Genomic DNA, 19,428 nt, shown 5'->3' on the forward strand with positions numbered 1-19,428 from the left:
ACCTCAACGCCAACGACATCGACGCCGCCGCGAAGATCATCGCCGGCACCGCCCGCTCCATGGGCATCGAGGTCAACTGAACCCTCCCGGGTTCACCCGCACGACATTCACCGTGGCAGGGCCGAGCGCGGTCCGCTGACCACAACTGCACAAGGAGAAGAAGCAGATGGCAAAGCGCAGCAAGGCATACCGGGCGGCTGCCGAGAAGATCGAGGCGGGCAGGTTCTACGCTCCCGCCGAGGCAGTGGCCCTGGCGAAGGAACTGGCCGAGGGCAGCAAGTCCGACCCCACCGTGGAGGTCTCCATGCGTCTCGGCGTGGATCCCCGCAAGGCGGACCAGATGGTCCGCGGCACCGTGAACCTGCCCAACGGCACCGGCAAGACCGCCCGCGTGGTCGTCTTCGCCGTGGGTGACAAGGCCGCCGCGGCCGAGGCCGCCGGCGCCGACTTCGTGGGCTCCGACGACCTGATCGCCAAGATCCAGGGCGGCTGGACCGACTTCGACGCCGCCGTGGCCACCCCGGACATGATGGGCAAGGTCGGTCGCCTGGGCAAGATCCTGGGCCCCCGCAACCTCATGCCGAACCCGAAGACCGGCACGGTGACCATGGACGTCACCAAGGCCGTGAACGACATCAAGGGCGGCAAGATCGACTTCCGCGTGGACAAGCACTCCAACCTGCACTTCATCATCGGCAAGGCGTCCTTCGACGCCCAGAAGCTTGCCGAGAACTACGGTGCAGCGCTGGAGGAGGTGCTTCGTCTGAAGCCCTCCGCGTCCAAGGGCCGCTACGTCACCAAGGCCACCGTGGCCACCACGTTCGGCCCGGGCATCCCCGTGGACCCGAACGCCACCGAGGTCGTGCCCCAGGCGTGATCCGGAGCTCTCACGGCGACCCCCGGGTCCCGTGAGCCCGTGGACGAGGAAGAGGGTCCGTGCCGTGCAGGCCGGGCCCTCTTCCCGTGTCCGGAACCGGAGCACGTCCGGGCATCCGTGGTGTACTGGACGCCGGACCCCGGTGCGGGTCCCTCGACGCGGTGCCGCCCGGGCTGAGGGCGGCACGGAAGGAGAGCACTGTGACGCAGTCGTCACCGGTACGGATCCAGCTGCTGCGCATCCCGGAAGCGTTCGACGAGCACGCCCAGCGCGTTCTCGGGGGCGTGGCGGACGTGGTGAAGGCCTCGCGGCGCCACGTGTGGGGCACGGACCAGCTCAGCAACGAGGCGGACGACATCTTCCGCGACCTGAAGGACCCGTACGAGCGCGTCAACATCCTGTGCGCGAGCGTGGACGGGCGCGTGGTGGGTCGCGCCGAGGTGCGCATGCCTCTGCTCGCGGACACCGACGCCGCCCAGGTGCTGGTGCACGTGGCGCCCGCGGAGACCTCCGAGGGCATTGGCCGCTCCCTGCTGGAGGCCGCCGAGCAGCTCGCCCACGGGGAGTCCCGCCGGTTCCTGCGGCTCGTCACGGAGCACCCGGCCTCCGAGGCGCGGGATCCCTCGGGGCCCGGCGACGGCAGCGTGGACGGCAGCGGCGGTGCCGCCGCGCCGGTGCAGTGGCTGGACGCCTCGGACGGCTCCGGTCGTCTTCCCGCGAGCCATCGGCAGACCCGTTTCGCGCAGCACGCGGGGTACTCGCTGCGAACGGTGAGCAGCTTCGCGCTGCTGCCCGTACCCCTGGATCCCGAGCGCAGGGAGCGGATCGAGGAGTCTCTGGCCGCCACCCCCTTCGCGGAGCACTACCGGATGCACACCTGGGTGGGGGAGGCGCCCGGGGAGCTGCTGGAACCGCTGGCGCGGCTGCACTCCAAGCTGCCCACGGACTCCTTCGTGCGCCCCGCCGTGACGGATCCCGACCCGTGGGACGGTGCGCGGGTGCGCCGCACGGAGCAGCTGCGCCAGGAGGACGGCGACCGCTCCCTCATGGCGGTGGTCCAGGACGTCCGTACGGGGGAGCTCGTGGGTATGACAGAACTGATCGTCGCGCAGCACCGCGCCACGCTCGCCCTGCAGGACGAGACACTGGTGGTGCGGGAGCACCGCGGCCACAGGCTGGGCATGCGGCTGAAACTCGCCAACCTGGACCAGCTGGCGCGGGAGGTGCCGGAGGCGCACACGGTCTACTCGTGGACCCACAGCGGCAACGACCGGATGAACTGGGTCAACGCGCGGCTGGGCTTCCGGGACGCGGGACAGTCCGCCATCTGGGAGCAGGACTTCAGCACGCCCTGACCCGGTGGTCCTCGCGGAAACGGCCTGGCGCCCCCCCCCGGCCGCAGAGACCATTCCCACGGGGGGTCTCCGCGCCGGGGCTTCCCGGTCACCAGGGCAGCGCGAGGACCACCGAGCTCTCCCCGGCCCTCAGCCCGGCGGGCGGGACCGCCAGCAGGGCATCCGCGGCAGTGAGCCCGCGCAGCATGTTGGAGCCCACCGCTCGGCACGGCTGCCACAGCCCGTCGTGCCGCCGCGCCGGGACCAGCCGCTCGGCACGTCCACCGGCCACGTCCGCGCCGAGAACGGCCGGGCGGAACGGGGCGGGGGCCAGGCCCAGGAACCCTGCCGTGAACGCCCCGCCGAGCAGTATCAGGGCCACCACGGCACCCAGCGGGTTTCCGGGCAGCGCCAGTACCGCGCCCTGCTCGCCCGCCCCGAGCAGCGTGGGGTGCCCCGGCTGCAGGTCCAGCTGGTCCACCAGCAGCCGGGTGCGCCGGTGCACGAGGGGACGCACGAGGTCCGCCCGGGAGCGCGCGGTGCCCCCCGTGGTGAGCACGAGGTCGTGCTCCGTGGCGGCCTCCTCGAAGGCGTCGCGCAGGGACCGCGCGTGGTCGGGGACCCGGCGCACGGTGCCCACACTCCCGCCCTGGGCCGTGACCACGTGGGGCAGGGACATGCTGAACGCGTCCCGCACCCGACCCGGCCCGGGGATCCCCTCGGTGAGCACCTCGGAACCGGTCAGCAGGACCGCGACGCGCGGGGCGCGGCGCACCGCCAGGACGTCTGCCCCCGCGACCGCGGCGAAGGCCGCACCGGCGGGGGAGACCACGGTCCCGGAGGGGAGCAGCACCTCACCGGCGGCACACTCGGTTCCGGCGGGTCGGATGTGGCGCCCGGCCAGCTCCGTGCGGGGTGCACCGGCGGCGAGCTCCACCAGATCCCCGCAGCGCGCGGCGAACTCCTCGCGGACCACGGTGGTCGTGCCCCGGGGGATCACACCTCCGGTGACCACGGGGACAGCCGTTCCGGGGGCCAGGGGCACGTCCGATGCCGTGCTGGGCAGGTCGTCGGCGGCTGCGTCTCCCGGGGACAGCCGCCACGGTCCGGGCCCGCTGACCGCGTAGCCGTCCATGGCGCTGGAGGCGTAGTGCGGAACGGCGCACGCGGCCTGCACGTCCCGGGCGGTGACCCTGCCCACCGCGGCGGTGAGGGAGACCTCCTGGCAGGTGTCGCCGCGCGCGGCCGCAAGGGCGGATCCCGCGCGGTGGGCGAGCTCCACGGCCCGTCCACGGGGGACGTGCTCCTCCCCGGGCAGCTCCCGTGCCCAGCCCGGTCCGGCTGCGGGGAAGATCCGCTCTCCCACCTCAGCCGCCCGCGAACGGGGGCAGGACGTCCACAGTGGCACCCGGCGCGAGCGGCGCCGAGGGATCCCGTGTGGCTACGCCGTCCACCAGCAGGGAGCACTGCGGCAGCACCTGCGCGAGCGTCCTCTCGCCCGCGGGGGCCACGGGGTGCCGGGTGACGAGCAGCTGCTCGAGGTCGGTGCGGGTCACCACGGTGGTGGTCTCCACGTGCTCCTCGTCGATCCCGGTGGCGGCCGCGGCGGCCGCGAAGTACCTCACGAGCACCGTCTCAGCCTCCGATCGCGCTCATGCTGCGGTCCGGCTGGACGTAGTCCCCGGAGTCCAGGCCCGTGTGCTCCATCCCGTGGGCGCGTGGCTTGACCCACATGGCGTCCCGCCAGCGCTGCGCGACGTCCTCGTCCGAGGCCCCCGAGCGCAGCAGGTGCATGAGATCGGTCTCGTGGTGGGAGAACAGGCACGAGCGCACGTGGCCCTCGGCGGTGATGCGGGTGCGGGTGCAGTCCTCGCAGAACGGTTCGGTGACCGAGGCGATGATGCCCACGGTGCCGAGCACGCGGTGCTCCCCGCGCTCGCGCACGAGGTACTTCTCGGCCGGCGCTCCGGCACGGGGCGCGGCGTCCGGGGTGATGTCGAAGTGCTGGGAGAGGCTGGCCCGGATGTCCTGGGCGGTCACCATGTTCTCGCGGGTCCACCCGTGGTCCGCGTCCAGGGGCATCTGCTCGATGAAGCGCAGGTCGCACCCGTTCTCCAGGGACCAGCGCAGCAGCTGAGGGGCCTCGTGGTCGTTCACGCCCCGCATCAGCACGGCGTTGAGCTTCACGGGGCTCATGCCCACCCGCTGCGCGGCCGCCACGCCCTCCAGCGCCTGTCCGAGCCGCCCGCGCCGGGCCAGGCGGGCGTAGGTCTCCGCGCACAGCGTGTCCAGGGAGATGTTCACGCGGGTCATCCCAGCGTCCTTCAGCCCCTGGGCGCGCGCCGCGAGCCCGATCCCGTTGCTGGTCATGGACACGGGGATCCCGGGCAGCCGCGTGCTCAGCTCGGACACGAGCTCCTCCAGGTCCGGGCGGATCAGCGGTTCACCGCCCGTGAGCCGGACCTCCCGCACCCCGAAGTCCGTGACCGCGATCCGCGCCAGGCGCACGATCTCGGCGACGCTCAGCAGGGACTCGCGGGGCAGCCACTGCATCCCCTCCGCGGGCATGCAGTACGTGCAGCGCAGGTTGCACTTGTCGGTGAGGGAGATCCGCAGGTCCGTGGCGGTGCGCCCGAAACGGTCCGTCAGCGGACCCTGGGTGGGGGCTCCCCGCGCGGGGAGCACCTGGGGATTACCGAGGAAGACGGGCATGGCACCCACTCTAGGCCCGATCTCCGACGCCCTCCCGGCTCCGGTGCGGTGGCTACCCTGGACGCATGTCCCGCAGCATCGAGGCCCACGTCCGCGCGCTCCGCGAGCTGCTCCGCGCCCACCGTCCGGACGACGCCGCCCGCGCCCTCCCGCTGTCCCGTGCCGGTGGCCGGGTGCTCGCGCGGGACGTGGTGGCACCGCTGGACCTGCCCCCCGAGACGAACTCCCAGATGGACGGCTTCGCCGTGCGCGCGGTGGACCTCGAGCCCGCGCTCACCCACGGCGCGGTCGAGCTGCCCGTCGCGGCCACCCGGGCCGCGGGCTCAGTCCCCTCCCGCCACGAACCGGGCACCGCCACGGCCGTGATGACCGGAGCCGCGCTGCCCGCGGGCGCGGACACCGTGGTCCCCGTGGAGCGTGTGCTCCCCGCCCGCTTCGACACCCCCGCGGTCACCGTGGCCGCAGAGACGGCCCGTGCGCACCCCGCGGGGACATTCGTGCGGGAGGCCGGCAGCGACGTCGCCCGCGGAGCGGTGGCCCTGCCGGCCGGGACCGTGCTGGGCCCCGCGGCTGTCGGGGCCTGCGCGGCCCTGGGGCTGCCGCCCGAGCACGAGGTGACCGTGCACCGGGGACCGCGGGTGCTCGTGGTCAGTGGAGGGGACGAGGTCCTGCCCGCGGGCGAGCCGCTGCGGCCCGGGACCGTGCACGACGCCAACGCCCCGCTGCTGCACGAGTGGCTGGTGGGCGCCGGGGCCGAGCGGGTGACGCACCTGCGCGTGGACGACGACCCACGGGCGTTCGTGCGCGGCCTCGGCGCGGCCGTGGAGCGCGACCGCCCGGAGCTGGTGCTCACGAGCGGCGGGATCAGCGCCGGGGCGTTCGAGGTGGTGCGCCAGGGCCTGGGGGCCGCGGGGACGGCCACGTGGTTCGGCCACGTGGCGATGCAGCCGGGCGGGCCCCAGGGGTGCGGTACAGTCCAGGGCGTTCCGGTGGTGTGCCTGCCGGGCAACCCCGTGAGCACCTGGGTCTCGTGCGAGGTGCTCGTGCGCCCCGCGCTCGCCGCGGTCTGGGGGTGCTGCGCGCCGCCGCGGCGGCTCACCGCCGTGCTGGTCCGGACCGCGACGCCCCTCGCGGACCGCACGCAGCTGCGCCGGGGTGCGCTGGCGGGGCAGGACACGGCCGCGCCGCGGGTGGTACTGGTGGGCGGGGCTTCCTCGCACCTGCTCACCGCCGCGGCTGGAGCGGATGTCCTGGTGGTGATCCCACCGGGGGAACGGCCCCTGGCGGCGGGCACGCCCGTCACGGTGCTGCCCGTGGCGGGGGGAGTGCTCACACCGCGTGCCGGTGAGGCCCCCGGGTGAGGGGCCCGGCAAACGCCGAACAGGCCGTCGCGCGGCGACCCACGAGCACGCCACGCAGCAACCGACGGACCGCGGGTCCGCGGACCAGGCAAGCAGACCAGGCAAGGAGAACCACGGTGACCCACGACCAGGACGAGCCCGCACCGCAGCGGCTCACGCACGTGCGCGAGGACGGCACCGCCCACATGGTGGACGTCAGCGAGAAGGCGGTGACGTCCCGCGAGGCCACCGCGGAGTCGGTGCTGCTCACCCGCCCGGACGTCATCGCGATGCTGAGCACCGGGGACCTGCCCAAGGGGGATGCCCTGGCGGTCGCGCGCGTGGCCGGGATCATGGCCGCCAAGCGCACCCCCGACCTCGTGCCGCTGTGCCACCCGCTGCCCCTCAGCAAGGTCAGCGTGGACCTCACGCCGCAGCAGGACCGCGTGGTCGTCCGGGCCACCGTCCGCACCCGCGGTGTGACGGGCGTGGAGATGGAGGCCCTGACGGCGGCGAGCGTGGCGGCGCTGACCCTCTACGACATGATCAAGGCCGTGGACAAGGCGGCCACCATCGAGCGGACGCGGGTGCTGGCCAAGTCCGGCGGCAAGAGCGGGGAGTGGAGCAGGCCATGACGCAGGGCACGCACAGGCACGCGGGCACCGAGCGCCCGCCCCACCGGGACGAGGTGGGGGACTACCACCTGACGAACCGCCGGGCGGAGGTCGTGGTCGTCTCCAGCTCCGCCGCACGGGGCGAGGCCGAGGACCGGTGCGGGCCCCTGCTGCGCGAGTGGCTCGAGCGCCGCGGAATGCGTGTCACGGTCCGCGTGGTCCCGGACGGGCCCGAGGTGCTCACGCTGCTGCGCGAGCTCACCGCGGACGCGGAGCGCGAGAGCGCCCCGCGCTTCGTGGTCACCTCCGGCGGCACGGGCCTGAACTCGGACGACGTGACCCCCGAGTCCACCGCCCGGGTGGTCGCGCGCGAGGCCCCGGGCATCATGCACGCGCTCTGGGCCACGGGCCTGGAGAAGACCCCCACGGCCGTGATGAGCCGCGGGGTGGCAGGTCACGTGGGCCGCACGTTCCTGGTGAACCTCCCCGGCTCCCGCGGGGGCGTCAAGGACGGCATCGCCGTGCTGGATCCGCTGCTGGACCACATCAGCGCGCAGCTCGAGGACGTCCACGGCCACGGCGAGGACCGCTCCGTGACACGCTCCGGGGAAGAGACGGTCCCCGCGGGTGGCACCCCGGCCGACGCCGCCGGGCCACCCCGGGCGGGCCCGGCGGCGTCGTCCGGGGGAGGAGAGGCGGCGCACGCGGGGCGCGAAAGCCCCGGTGAGGTCCTGCACGCCGGGACCACTGAGGGCCCCCTGGACGCCGCGCGGGCGCGGCTCGCGGTCTCCCACCCGAGCTGCGGTGCGGTGGTGGGGTTCAGCGGCGTGATCCGCGACCACGACGGCGGGAGGGAGGGTGTCACCGCCCTGGAGTACTCCGCGCACCCGAGCGCCGGGCAGGTGCTGGCGGACGTGGCGCAGGAGGTGGCCCGTGAGCACCCCGGCACGCGACTGTGGGCGGCGCACCGCACCGGCGCGCTCGCCGTGGGAGACAGCGCCCTGGAGGTGGCCGTGGCGGCCGCACACCGCCGGGAGGCGTTCGAGGCGTGCGCGCTGCTCGTGGACCGGATCAAGGAGCGGGTGCCCATCTGGAAGCGCGAGAGCTTCGACGACGGCGGCCACACCTGGGTGGGGCTGGACGCCTGAGATGCCCGCACGGATCATCGTTCCCGCGCGCGTGCGCACCTTCGACGCCCACGGCGAGGTGCGGGCCGGCCCGGACCGGCTCGCGGGGGAGGAGCCCCTGGAGATCCGCCTGGACGGCCAGCAGTTCACCGTGACCATGCGCACCCCGGGGGACGACTTCGAGCTCGTGACCGGCCTTCTGCTGAGCGAGGCCGTGATCACGGAGGTCTCCCACGTGGTGAAGATGGACTACCGCTCCGGCGTGGACCGGGACGGCCACCGCACCTACAACGTGGTGGACGTCCGCCTGGCGCCCGGCGCCCCCGGCCCCGACCGCGGCGCGCAGCGGCAGGTCTTCACCTCGTCCTCGTGCGGGGTGTGCGGCACCCCATCCCTGGACGCGGTCGTGAAGCCCTCCGCCCACCCGGTGGCACCGCCGCGTCCCCTGGTGCCGGCCGCGCGGCTGGTGGCGCTGCCGGACGAGCTGCGCGGGCACCAGCGGGTCTTCGACGCCACGGGCGGGGTCCACGCCGCGGCCCTCTTCCCGGTGGGCAGCGCGGAGCCGCTCGTGGTGCGCGAGGACGTGGGCCGGCACAACGCCGTGGACAAGGTGGTGGGCTGGGCCGTGCAGCGTGGGCTGCTGCCGCTGCACGAGGTGGTCCTCCAGGTCTCTGCACGCGCATCGTTCGAACTGGTGAACAAGGCCGCGATGGCCGGGATCCCCGTCCTCTCCGCGGTCAGCGCCCCCTCTGCCCTGGCCGTGACCCGCGGTCGGGAGAGCGGCGTGACCGTGGTGGGCTTCAACCGCCGGGGCCGGTGCAACGTCTACACCCACCCGGAGCGGATCACCGCGTAGCGGGTACCGCCACCGGTCCGGCCGGCGGGTCGGCCCCGCCGGACGGGACGGCCACCCCCACGGGCTCCACTGAGGAGGGGATTTGGCGTGCCGCGGCGGTCCGGGGTACGGTGTGATCACCAAAGACCGCCGGTCATCATGCGCGCCCCGGTGCGCGTGGTCGAAGAGGTCCTCGGAAACGAGGGCCGTCCAGCGCAGGTGAACCAGCACGAATCCTTCCCTCGGGAGCACGCACCTCGGTGCAACTCTCCCGTGGTGGTCGAGCCCCGGGCATCTGCGCGGGGCTTTTGTCGTTTCTCCTCGCGGGGACGCGGAGCCGGCATCCACATGTAAGGAAGGAGCACCATGGCGAATCCTGAAAAGGCTGCCGCGGTCGCGGAGTTGAAGGACTTGTTCTCCAACTCGCACGCTGCTGTCCTGACGGAGTACCGCGGGCTCACCGTGGCTCAGCTGAAGACGCTGCGCCGCACGCTGGGTGAGAACGCCGAATACGCCGTGGTGAAGAACACGCTCACCGCCATTGCGGCGCGCGAATCCGGCATCGACGCGTTCGAGGGGCAGCTCCAGGGCCCCTCCGCCATCGCGTTCGTCTCCGGTGACGCCGTTGCGACGGCCAAGACCCTGCGTGACTTCGCCAAGGACAACCCCCAGCTGATCGTCAAGGGCGGTTACCTGGACGGCGTCGCGATGGACGAGGCCGAGATCAAGAAGCTCGCGGACCTCGAGTCCCGCGAGGTTCTGCTGGCCAAGGTTGCCGGCGCCGCCAAGGCGTCGCTCTCCAAGGCCGCCGCGCTGTTCCAGGCCCCGCTGTCCAAGACCGTGCGCACCGCGGACGCGCTGCGCGCCAAGCTGGACGAGCAGGGCGAGAGCGCAGCCTGATCCCTTCCCGGGGCATCCCGGGTCGCGGGTGGTCGTTCCGCTCGTCGGAACCGCACCCGTGTTCTTCTCACCACGCACACCTCGCCGGAGCCACCCGCACCGGCGCCACGTAGAAGTAAGGAGCCAACACCATGGCTAAGCTGACCACCGAAGAGCTCATCGAGGCCTTCAAGGAACTGTCCCTCATCGAGCTCTCCGAGTTCGTGAAGGCGTTCGAGGAGACCTTCGACGTCACCGCTGCCGCCCCCGTGGCCGTGGCCGGTGCCGCCCCCGCCGGCGGCGACGCCGGTGCCGCCGAGGAGGAGAAGACGGAGTTCGACGTCGTCCTCGAGTCCGCCGGTGACAAGAAGATCCAGGTCATCAAGGAGGTCCGCGGTCTGACCTCGCTGGGTCTGAAGGAGGCCAAGGACCTCGTGGACAGCGCCCCCAAGGCCGTCCTGGAAGGCGCCACCAAGGAAGCCGCTGACAAGGCGAAGGAAGCCCTCGAGGGCGCCGGCGCCACCGTCACCGTCAAGTGACTCCGGGCGCCTCGCGCGCCCCCGGCTCCGCGTGAGCGTCCCCGGACGCCACGCGCGGGTTGCCACCGCAGGACCCCGCACCGCCAGGTGCGGGGTCCTGCGCGTTCCCGGGGACGGCGGCGCCATCAGTCCGGCTCTGCGGCCGGGGGCGTTCACGGTGTCAGTGTGATGTGCGAAACTATGAGCGACCATCTGGCCGCCACGGTGCGGCGGGAGAGCATGGCGGGTTCAGGAGCACGTGCCGGACCGCGTCATCGCCGAAGGAGCAAACCCTCCCCGGGAACCTCTCAGGCACCCGTACCGCCGCACCAGGCCACTCTGGAGAGTTCCCCGTCCGCGCGGCGGGAAACACCGTCGGGGCAGGTCGGGAGGCGCGAGCTGCTGCGCCCACCGGCGAAATCTCTCAGGTTCGGAACAGAGCGGGGAGGACACACCGGGCCCTCACGCGCCCACAAGCAGCCCAGGAGACCCTCGCATGTCCTTCCTGTCCCGACACATCGGCCCGGACGCCGATGAGATCGCCACCATGCTCAGCGCCGTGGGCGCCGAGAGCCTGGACGCGCTCATCGACCGGGCCGTCCCGGAGAGCATCCGCCTCCGCGGCACCCTCGATCTCCCAGAGCCGCTGGACGAGCCGGAGGCGCTGTCCACACTGCGCCGGATCGCATCACGCAACACGGTGATGCGCCAGATGATCGGCCAGGGGTACCACGAGACCGTCACGCCCGCCGCCATCCGACGCAACATCCTGGAGAACCCCGGCTTCTACACCTCCTACACGCCGTACCAGCCGGAGATCTCCCAGGGGCGGCTCGAGCTGCTGCTCACGTTCCAGAACGCGGTGATCGACCTCACCGGCCTGGAGGTCGCGAACGCGTCCCTGCTGGACGAGTCCTCCGCCGTGGCCGAGGCCGTGCTGATGATGCGCCGCGCCAACCGCCGGTCCAAGAGCACCCGGGTGCTCGTGGACAGCCGCAGCCTGCCGCAGACCCTCGCCGTGCTCACCGGGCGCACCCGTGCCGCGGGCATCGAGCTGGTCCTCGCCGACCTCGGCGACCCAGAGACCGCCGCGAAGGCGGTCGCGGACGGCGACTACTACGGCGTCGTGGTGGCGCAGATCGGCGCGGACGGGGACGTGACGGATCCCACCGCGGTGATCGACGCCGCCCACGAGTCCGGTGCCCTGGTGACCGTGAGCACCGACCTGCTCGCGCTGACCCTGCTGCGCAGCCCGGGTGAGATGGGCGCGGACATCGCCGTGGGCTCCGCCCAGCGCTTTGGCGTGCCCCTGTTCTTCGGCGGCCCGCACGCGGCGTTCATGGCGTCCCGCAAGGGCACCGAGCGCTCCCTGCCCGGGCGCATCGTGGGCGTGTCCACGGACTCCTCCGGGGCTCCCGCCTACCGACTGGCCCTGCAGACGCGCGAGCAGCACATCCGCCGCGAGAAGGCCACCTCCAACATCTGCACCGCCCAGGCGCTGCTGGCGATCGTCGCCGCCGCGTACGCGGTGCACCACGGCCCTGCGGCACTGCGCGCGCTGGCCGAGCGGCTGCACGGGCTCGCCGCCGAGTTCGCCGTCGGGCTGCGCGCCCGCGGCATCGAGGTGGCCCACGAGCGCTTCTTCGACACGGTGACCTTCACGGTCCCGGGCCGGGCCGACGCCGTCGTGGCGGCCGCCGCCGACCGCGGGATCAACCTGCGCCGCGTGGACGCGGACACCGTGGGCGCGAGCTTCGGCGAGCCGCACACCGAGCGCGACGTCGCCGAGGTCCTCACGGCCGTCGGCGAGGCGTGCGACGCCGCGGAGTCCGGGACCGCCGCGGACGCCTCGGTGTTCGAGCTGCCGCAGGACGCGCTGCGCACCGACGAGTACATGACCCACCCGGTGTTCCACACGCACCGCTCCGAGACCTCCCTCATGCGGTGGCTGCGCGAGCTCTCCGACAAGGACCTCGCCCTGGACCGCACCATGATCCCGCTGGGCTCGTGCACCATGAAGCTCAACGCCGCCGCGGAGATGGAGCCCATCTCCTGGCCGGAGTTCGCGAGCATCCACCCCCTGGCCCCCGAGGACCAGACCCGCGGCTGGCTCGAGCTGATCGAGCAGCTGCAGCAGTGGCTCGCCGAGATCACCGGCTACGCTGCCGTGTCCCTGCAGCCCAACGCGGGCTCCCAGGGCGAGCTGGCCGGGCTGCTGGCCATCCGGCGCTACCAGATGGACCGCGGGGAGTCCCAGCGCAAGACCATCCTGATCCCGTCCTCCGCCCACGGCACCAACGCGGCGTCGGCCGTGCTCGCGGACCTGAAGGTCGTGGTGGTGGCCACCGCCCAGGACGGCACGATCGACCAGGAGGACCTCGCGGCCAAGATCGAGACCGTGGGGGACGAGCTCGCGGGCATCATGGTCACCTACCCCTCCACCCACGGCGTGTACGACACCGACATCACGCAGGTCTGCGCGGCGGTGCACGACGCCGGCGGGCAGGTCTACGTGGACGGCGCCAACCTGAACGCGCTCATGGGCCTGGCCCGGCCCGGCCGCTTCGGCGGGGACGTCTCCCACCTGAACCTGCACAAGACGTTCTGCATCCCCCACGGCGGCGGCGGGCCCGGTGTGGGCCCCGTGGCCGTGGCGGAGCACCTCGCCCCGTACCTGCCCGGCAACCCGGTCACCGCTGACCTCGAGGAGAGCGGCGCGGGCTTCCCCGTGGCCGAGGCCCCGCACGGCTCCGCCGGGGTGCTGCCCATCACGTGGATGTACATCGCGATGACCGGCGCGCAGGGGCTCACCGAGTCCTCCCGCACCGCGGTGCTCGGCGCCAACTACATCTCCCGGCAGCTCTCCGACGTGTTCCCCACGCTCTACACCGGGGACGGCGGCCTGGTGGCGCACGAGTGCATCCTGGACCTGCGCCCCATGACCAAGGCGTCCGGGGTCACCGCGGAAGACGTCTGCAAGCGTCTCGTGGACTACGGCTTCCACGCGCCCACGCTCGCGTTCCCCGTGGCCGGCACCCTCATGGTGGAGCCCACGGAGTCCGAGGGGCTCCAGGAGCTGGACCGTTTCATCGAGGCCATGCGCACCATCCACGCGGAGATGCAGGAGATCGCGGACGGCACGGTGGCCCTCGAGGACTCCGTGATCCGCCACGCCCCGCACACCGCACAGGTGCTCACCGCGGACCAGTGGGACCGCTCCTACGCCCGCTCCCAGGCCGGCTATCCCGTGGCCACGCTGCGCCGCGTCAAGTACTGGCCGCCGGTGGGCCGCGTGGACAACGCCGCCGGTGACCGCAACCTGGTGTGCGAGTGCCCGCCGATCGAGGCGTTCGACGCCGCGTACTCCGCTGCCGCGGGGGAGGAGAACTGATGAGCGAGAAGCAGACCGCACTGCACGGGGCGCACGAGAAGCTCGGCGCCCGCTTCACGGACTTCGGCGGCTGGTCGATGCCCGTGCGCTACGACAGCGACACCGCCGAGCACCACGCCGTGCGCCGGGGAGCGGGGATCTTCGACCTCTCCCACATGGGCGAGGTGGAGGTCACCGGGGCCCAGGCCGGGGCGTTCCTGGACCACGCGCTCGTGGGCGTGCTGTCCTCGATCGGCGTGGGCCGTGCCAAGTACTCGGTGATCGTGGACGAGCAGGCACGCGTCCTGGACGACCTCATCACCTACCGCCTCGCGGAGGACCGCTACCTCGTGGTGCCCAACGCGGGCAACCAGGAGACCGTGGTCCGGGCCCTGCAGGAGCGCGCCGAGGGCTTCGACGTCACGGTCACGGACCGGGGCGCGGAGACCTCGCTGATCGCCGTGCAGGGGCCCCGCGCGCTCGAGGTCCTGGAGGCCACGGGACTGGAACCGGCCGAGGACGTCGCGGGCCTGAAGTACTACGCCTGCACCCCCGCCCGCTGCGGCGGCGTGGACGTGCTCGCGGCACGCACCGGGTACACCGGCGAGGACGGTTTCGAGCTCTACTGCCCCAACGGGGACGCCGTGCGGCTGTGGGACGCCCTGCTCGCCACCGCGGCGGAGCTCGGCACGGAGGACGCCCCGGTGCGGCCCGCGGGCCTGGCGGCCCGCGACTCCCTCCGTCTGGAGGCCGGCATGCCCCTCTACGGCCACGAGCTCTCCACGGAGATCACCCCCGCGGAGGCCGGGCTCGGCAAGCTCGTGGAGGTGGCCCTGCGCAAGAAGGACGAGGCGGGCACCCGCACGGTGGGCCACGACGCGCTCGCGGCGCTGCTGCGTGAGGAGCCGCGACGCACCCTGATCGGCCTGCAGGGGCTCGGACGCAAGCCGGTGCGCGCGGGCTACACCGTGCTGGTGGGCGAGCGTCCCGTCGGCGAGGTCACGAGCGGTCTGCCCTCCCCGACCCTGGGCAAGCCCGTGGCCATGGCCCTCGTGGCCACGGACGCCCTCGAGGAGATCGCCGCCGGCAACGTGGGCGTCCAGGACCCCCGCGGCCGCGGCGTGGAGGTCGCCCAGACCCCCATGCCGTTCTACAAGCGGGGCTGAGCGCCCCGGGAACGACCCCCAGGGGTGGTGCCGAGAGCGGACCTGCCGGACGTATTCTTCCGGCAGGCCCGCTCTTTCGTGTCCTGGCCGGGACCCGGCAGACCGCGCGGGCCCGCCGGGACCCGGGCCACGGGTGCCGGGCCCGGTCCGAGAAGGAGAGAGCCGTGTTCCTGCGAGATGTCGCCCCCGGGATCCACATGATCCAGAGCCACGGGGTGAACTGCTACCTGCTCGAGGGCCGGGAGGGTCTCACGCTCGTGGACGCGGGGCTGCCACGGGCGTGGAACGAGCTGGGGTGGGCGGTCCGCGAGCTGGGCCGCACCCCGCAGGACCTCAAGGCCCTCGTGCTGACCCACGCGCACTTCGACCACGTGGGGGTCGCCGCGAAGCTGGTGACCCGGCTGGGCCTGCCGGTGTACGCGCACCGCAGCGAGCGCCACCTGGCCGCCCACCCGTACAGCTACGCCCACGAGAACCCCGCGGCGCTCTATCCCCTGCGCCACCCCCGGGCGGTCCCCGTGCTTGCGGCCATGCTCGCCGGCGGCGCAGCCGCGGTGCGCGGCGTGAGCGTGACCCGGGAGCTCGTGGCGGGGGAGACGGTGCCGGTGCCCGGAGCGCCCCGCGTGGTGTTCACCGCGGGCCACACGTGGGGCCACTGCGCGCTGCACGTCCCGGCCGCCGACGCCGTGCTGTCCGGGGACGCGCTCGTCACCCTCGACCCCTACACCGGTCTGACCGGCCCGCGCATCGTGGCCGGTGCGGCCACCGCCGATGCCCAGATGGCGGTGGCCTCGCTGGACGCGATCGCCGCCACCGGGGCCACCACCGTCCTGCCGGGCCACGGGGACCCCTGGCGGCTGGGAGCCGAGCGGGCGGCGTCGCGAGCCCGGGTGAACGGGGTCGCCTGAGCGGCGGACGCGCATATTACGTCGCGGACGGGGATTCGTCCAGCACAGGTGTGGACAACGGGGCAGATCTGGCCTAAGCTAGTGCTTTGCGTTGTCCCTTATGCATGCGTGCCTTCATATAGCGGTGGGCGCCGCAGGGGCGGTCGGCGAGTCTCCTCGTGACCGGCCCCTTTTTCTCTCCCCGGGAACCTCGCGTATTCACTGCATGTCTGTGGAAGGATCACATCTTGGTCGCCTCGAGCACCGATACGAACGTCTCCGCCAACCACCCCACCAGCGACAACATCCCTCGCCGCGTCTCCTTCGCGAAGATCCACGAGCCGCTGGACGTCCCCAACCTGCTGGCCCTGCAGACCGACAGCTTCGACCGCCTGGTGGGCAACGAGCGCTGGCAGGCCCGCGTGGTCGAGGCCCAGGAGACCGGGGACACGAGCGTGTCCACCACGTCCGGGCTCTCCGACATCTTCGAGGAGATCTCCCCGATCGAGGACTTCCAGGGGACCATGTCCCTCTCGTTCTCCGAGCCGGAGTTCTACGACCCCAAGTACACGACGGACGAGTGCAAGGACCGTGACGCCACCTACTCGGCGCCGCTGTACGTCAAGGCCGAGTTCATGAACAACAACACGGGGGAGATCAAGCAGCAGACCGTGTTCATGGGTGACTTCCCGCTGATGACCGACAAGGGCACGTTCGTGATCAACGGGTCCGAGCGCGTCGTCGTCTCCCAGCTCGTGCGTTCCCCCGGTGCCTACTTCGAGAAGGGCCAGGACCGGACCTCCGACAAGGACATCTACTCCGCCAAGATCATCCCCTCGCGCGGTGCGTGGTTCGAGCTGGAGATCGACAAGCGCGACCAGGTGGGCGTGCGTCTGGACCGCAAGCGCAAGCAGTCCGTGACGGTCCTGCTCAAGGCGCTGGGCTGGTCCGAGGCCAAGATCCTCGAGGAGTTCGGCGAGTTCGACTCCATCCGCGCCACCCTGGAGAAGGACGGCACGGAGACCCGCGAGGAGGCGCTGCTGGACATCTACCGCAAGCTGCGCCCGGGGGAGCCCCCCACGGTGGATGCCGCCCAGTCCCTGCTGGACAACATGTACTTCAACCCCAAGCGCTACGACCTCGCCAAGGTGGGCCGCTACAAGCTCAACCGCAAGCTGGGTCTGGACAAGCCGTTCACGGACCCGGACGCCTCCGTGCTGTCCCTGGACGACATCGTGGCCATGATCCGCTACCTCGTCACCCTGCACGACGGCGGCTCCACCATGCCCGGCATCCGGGACGGCCAGGAGCGCGAGATCCACGTGGCCGTGGACGACATCGACCACTTCGGCAACCGTCGCATCCGCGCCGTGGGCGAGCTGATCGAGAACCAGATCCGCACGGGTCTCTCCCGCATGGAGCGCGTGGTCCGCGAGCGGATGACCACCCAGGACGTCGAGGCGATCACGCCCCAGACCCTGATCAACATCCGTCCCGTGGTCGCCGCGATCAAGGAGTTCTTCGGAACGTCCCAGCTCTCGCAGTTCATGGACCAGAACAACCCGCTCGCGGGCCTGACCCACAAGCGCCGCCTGTCCGCGCTGGGCCCCGGCGGCCTGTCCCGTGACCGCGCGGGCATGGAGGTCCGTGACGTCCACCCGTCGCACTACGGCCGCATGTGCCCCATCGAGACCCCCGAGGGCTCGAACATCGGCCTGATCGGCTCGCTCGCCACGTACGCGCGCATCAACCCGTTCGGGTTCATCGAGACGCCCTACCGCAAGGTCGTGGACGGCACCGTCACCGACGACGTCGTCTACCTCACCGCGGACGACGAGCGCGGGCTCACCATCGCCCAGGCCAACGCGCCGCTGACCGACGACGGCCACTTCGCCGAGGACGCCGTGCTGGCCCGTGCCTCCGACGGCTCCGGCGAGGCCGTGCTCGTGGCCCCCACGGACATCGAGTTCATGGACGTCTCCCCGCGCCAGATGGTGTCGGTGGCCACGGCCCTGATCCCGTACCTCGAGCACGACGACGCCAACCGCGCGCTCATGGGTGCGAACATGCAGCGTCAGGCCGTGCCGCTGCTGACCTCCGAGGCCCCTCTCGTGGGCACCGGCATGGAGCGCTACGCCGCCCTGGACGCCGGCGACTCCGTCCTGGCCACCAAGCCGGGCGTGGTCGAGGAGGTCTCCGCGGACCTCGTCTCCGTGCTCAACGACGACGGCACCACCACGCTCTACCCGATCAACAAGTTCGTGCGCTCCAACCCGGGCAACACGTACAACCAGCGCGTGATCGTGTCCGAGGGCCAGCGCGTCGAGCCCCGCACCGTGATCGCCGACGGCCCCTCCACGGACCACGGCGAGCTGGCGCTGGGCAAGAACCTGCTGATCGCCTACATGTCCTGGGAGGGCCTCAACTACGAGGACGCCATCATTCTCTCCCAGCGCATGGTCTCGGAGGATGTCCTGACGTCCATCCACATCGAGGAGCACGAGATCGACGCCCGCGACACCAAGCTCGGTGCCGAGGAGATCACGCGCGACATCCCGAACGTGTCCGAGGAGGTGCTCTCCGCCCTAGACGAGCGCGGCATCATCCACATCGGTGCCGAGGTCCAGGCGGGCGACATCCTGGTGGGCAAGGTCACGCCCAAGGGCGAGACCGAGCTGACCCCGGAGGAGCGCCTGCTGCGCGCCATCTTCGGCGAGAAGTCCCGCGAGGTGCGCGACACCTCCCTGAAGGTGCCCCACGGAGAGTCCGGCACCGTGATCGGCGTGCGCGTGTTCGACCGCGAGGACGAGGACGACGACCTTCCCGCCGGTGTGAACCAGGTGGTGCGCGTGTACGTGGCGCAGAAGCGCAAGATCACGGACGGCGACAAGCTCGCCGGCCGCCACGGCAACAAGGGTGTCATCTCCAAGATCCTGCCCATCGAGGACATGCCGTTCATGGAGGACGGCACCCCAGTGGACGTGATCCTGAACCCGCTGGGTGTGCCCGGCCGCATGAACCTGGGCCAGGTGCTCGAGGTCCACACCGGCTGGCTCGCCAAGCAGGGCTGGAACATCGAGGGCGACCCCGAGTGGCTGCACGGGCTGAGCAACTTCCCGAAGAGCACCGGCCCCACGAACGTGGCCACCCCGGTGTTCGACGGCGCCCGCGAGGACGAGATCTTCGACCTGCTGGACCACACCAACCCCACCCGGGACGGCGACCGCCTGATCGGGCGCTCCGGCAAGGCCAAGCTGTACGACGGCCGCTCCGGCCAGCCGTTCCCGGACCCGGTGTCCGTGGGCTACCAGTACATCCTGAAGCTCCACCACCTCGTGGACGACAAGATCCACGCGCGCTCCACCGGACCGTACTCCATGATCACCCAGCAGCCGCTGGGCGGTAAGGCGCAGTTCGGCGGCCAGCGCTTCGGTGAGATGGAGGTGTGGGCGCTGGAGGCGTACGGCGCCGCGTACACCCTCCAGGAGCTGCTCACGGTGAAGTCCGACGACGTCCACGGCCGCGTGAAGGTGTACGAGGCCATCGTCAAGGGCGAGAACATCCCCGAGCCGGGGGTGCCCGAGTCCTTCAAGGTGCTCATCAAGGAGATGCAGTCCCTGTGCCTGAACGTGGAGGTCCTCTCCGCGGACGGCAACACGGTGGAGATGCGTGACTCCGAGGACGACAGCTTCCGGGCTGCCGACGAGCTCGGCATCGACCTCTCCCACTCCGAGCCCAGCTCGGTCGAAGAGGTCTGAGACCGCTCTCG

Annotated in this window: 15 protein-coding genes, 1 pseudogene and 1 riboswitch; of the genes and pseudogenes, 13 read left to right on the forward strand and 3 right to left on the reverse strand. The window is 72.2% G+C overall.

Features of this window, described 5'->3' with window-relative positions; genetic code table 11:
• From Q4A22_RS03905 to Q4A22_RS03915, 3 genes and pseudogenes are all read left to right on the forward strand, one after another.
• A pseudogene (locus tag Q4A22_RS03905) lies at positions 1–80 on the forward strand (50S ribosomal protein L11); the annotation flags it as partial.
• A gap of 86 nt (positions 81–166) precedes the next feature.
• Positions 167–877 carry a 50S ribosomal protein L1 gene (rplA, locus tag Q4A22_RS03910; RefSeq protein ID WP_303177407.1) on the forward strand — a complete coding sequence of 237 codons (711 nt, stop codon included), beginning with the start codon at positions 167–169 and terminating at the stop codon, positions 875–877.
• A 200-nt stretch (positions 878–1,077) separates the two neighbouring features.
• Positions 1,078–2,232 (forward strand): GNAT family N-acetyltransferase, encoded by a 1,155-nt coding sequence (locus Q4A22_RS03915; RefSeq protein WP_303177409.1) that lies wholly within the window; start codon positions 1,078–1,080, stop codon positions 2,230–2,232.
• Positions 2,233–2,320: 88 nt separating this feature from the next.
• On the opposite strand, the gene Q4A22_RS03920 is transcribed toward Q4A22_RS03915, so the two are convergent.
• The 3 genes from Q4A22_RS03920 to moaA are packed head-to-tail and all read right to left on the reverse strand — an operon-like array spanning position 2,321 to position 4,923.
• On the reverse strand, positions 2,321–3,577 hold the full coding sequence (locus Q4A22_RS03920; protein ID WP_303177410.1) for a molybdopterin molybdotransferase MoeA: 1,257 nt from the start codon (positions 3,575–3,577) through the stop codon (positions 2,321–2,323).
• Position 3,578: 1 nt separating this feature from the next.
• Positions 3,579–3,836 carry a MoaD/ThiS family protein gene (locus Q4A22_RS03925; protein ID WP_368410544.1) on the reverse strand — a complete coding sequence of 86 codons (258 nt, stop codon included), beginning with the start codon at positions 3,834–3,836 and terminating at the stop codon, positions 3,579–3,581.
• A gap of 10 nt (positions 3,837–3,846) precedes the next feature.
• Complete coding sequence (gene moaA / locus Q4A22_RS03930) at positions 3,847–4,923, reverse strand: GTP 3',8-cyclase MoaA (RefSeq protein WP_303177414.1); 1,077 nt, start codon at positions 4,921–4,923, stop codon at positions 3,847–3,849.
• A 65-nt stretch (positions 4,924–4,988) separates the two neighbouring features.
• On the opposite strand from moaA, the gene glp reads away from it, so the two are divergent.
• The 10 genes from glp to rpoB all read left to right on the forward strand — a co-directional run bounded on the left by glp (position 4,989) and on the right by rpoB (position 19,417).
• On the forward strand, positions 4,989–6,284 hold the full coding sequence (gene glp, locus Q4A22_RS03935) for a gephyrin-like molybdotransferase Glp (RefSeq protein ID WP_303177416.1): 1,296 nt from the start codon (positions 4,989–4,991) through the stop codon (positions 6,282–6,284).
• 116 nt (positions 6,285–6,400) lie between these two features.
• Complete coding sequence (gene moaC, locus Q4A22_RS03940) at positions 6,401–6,898, forward strand: cyclic pyranopterin monophosphate synthase MoaC (protein ID WP_303177418.1); 498 nt, start codon at positions 6,401–6,403, stop codon at positions 6,896–6,898.
• A complete protein-coding gene (locus Q4A22_RS03945) occupies positions 6,895–8,025 on the forward strand; it encodes a molybdenum cofactor biosynthesis protein MoaE (protein ID WP_303177421.1) in 1,131 nt (376 codons plus the stop codon). The genes moaC and Q4A22_RS03945 overlap by 4 nt, the downstream gene beginning before the upstream one ends.
• Before the next feature lies 1 nt (position 8,026).
• On the forward strand, positions 8,027–8,860 hold the full coding sequence (gene fdhD / locus Q4A22_RS03950; RefSeq protein ID WP_303177423.1) for a formate dehydrogenase accessory sulfurtransferase FdhD: 834 nt from the start codon (positions 8,027–8,029) through the stop codon (positions 8,858–8,860).
• A gap of 345 nt (positions 8,861–9,205) precedes the next feature.
• On the forward strand, positions 9,206–9,739 hold the full coding sequence (gene rplJ / locus Q4A22_RS03955; protein ID WP_303177425.1) for a 50S ribosomal protein L10: 534 nt from the start codon (positions 9,206–9,208) through the stop codon (positions 9,737–9,739).
• A 131-nt stretch (positions 9,740–9,870) separates the two neighbouring features.
• Positions 9,871–10,257, forward strand: a complete 387-nt coding sequence (gene rplL, locus Q4A22_RS03960; RefSeq protein ID WP_303177427.1) for a 50S ribosomal protein L7/L12 — start codon at positions 9,871–9,873, stop codon at positions 10,255–10,257.
• A 200-nt stretch (positions 10,258–10,457) separates the two neighbouring features.
• Positions 10,458–10,570, forward strand: a riboswitch (glycine riboswitch).
• Between the two features lie 162 nt (positions 10,571–10,732).
• Positions 10,733–13,627, forward strand: a complete 2,895-nt coding sequence (gene gcvP / locus Q4A22_RS03965; RefSeq protein ID WP_303177429.1) for an aminomethyl-transferring glycine dehydrogenase — start codon at positions 10,733–10,735, stop codon at positions 13,625–13,627.
• Entirely contained in the window at positions 13,627–14,772 is a 1,146-nt protein-coding gene (gene gcvT, locus Q4A22_RS03970) for a glycine cleavage system aminomethyltransferase GcvT (RefSeq protein WP_303177430.1), read from the forward strand. Before gcvP ends, gcvT begins: the two co-directional genes overlap by 1 nt.
• Before the next feature lie 164 nt (positions 14,773–14,936).
• On the forward strand, positions 14,937–15,680 hold the full coding sequence (locus Q4A22_RS03975; RefSeq protein WP_303177431.1) for an MBL fold metallo-hydrolase: 744 nt from the start codon (positions 14,937–14,939) through the stop codon (positions 15,678–15,680).
• 227 nt (positions 15,681–15,907) lie between these two features.
• On the forward strand, positions 15,908–19,417 hold the full coding sequence (gene rpoB / locus Q4A22_RS03980; protein ID WP_303177432.1) for a DNA-directed RNA polymerase subunit beta: 3,510 nt from the start codon (positions 15,908–15,910) through the stop codon (positions 19,415–19,417).
• Positions 19,418–19,428 lie beyond the last annotated feature (11 nt).

It is taken from the genome of Kocuria sp. (assembly GCF_030530945.1).
Classification (GTDB): Bacteria; Actinomycetota; Actinomycetes; order Actinomycetales; family Micrococcaceae; genus Kocuria.

Bases quoted from the DNA above. Each gene is read 5' to 3' on its own strand.
- Q4A22_RS03945 (WP_303177421.1), top strand. From the start codon at position 6,895: ATGACGCAGGGCACGCACAGGCACGCGGGCACCGAGCGCCCGCCCCAC.
- gcvP (WP_303177429.1), top strand. From the start codon at position 10,733: ATGTCCTTCCTGTCCCGACACATCGGCCCGGACGCCGATGAGATCGCC.
- glp (WP_303177416.1), top strand. From the start codon at position 4,989: ATGTCCCGCAGCATCGAGGCCCACGTCCGCGCGCTCCGCGAGCTGCTC.
- rplA (WP_303177407.1), top strand. From the start codon at position 167: ATGGCAAAGCGCAGCAAGGCATACCGGGCGGCTGCCGAGAAGATCGAG.
- moaA (WP_303177414.1), bottom strand. From the start codon at position 4,923: ATGCCCGTCTTCCTCGGTAATCCCCAGGTGCTCCCCGCGCGGGGAGCC.
- rplJ (WP_303177425.1), top strand. From the start codon at position 9,206: ATGGCGAATCCTGAAAAGGCTGCCGCGGTCGCGGAGTTGAAGGACTTG.
- gcvT (WP_303177430.1), top strand. From the start codon at position 13,627: ATGAGCGAGAAGCAGACCGCACTGCACGGGGCGCACGAGAAGCTCGGC.
- rplL (WP_303177427.1), top strand. From the start codon at position 9,871: ATGGCTAAGCTGACCACCGAAGAGCTCATCGAGGCCTTCAAGGAACTG.
- fdhD (WP_303177423.1), top strand. From the start codon at position 8,027: ATGCCCGCACGGATCATCGTTCCCGCGCGCGTGCGCACCTTCGACGCC.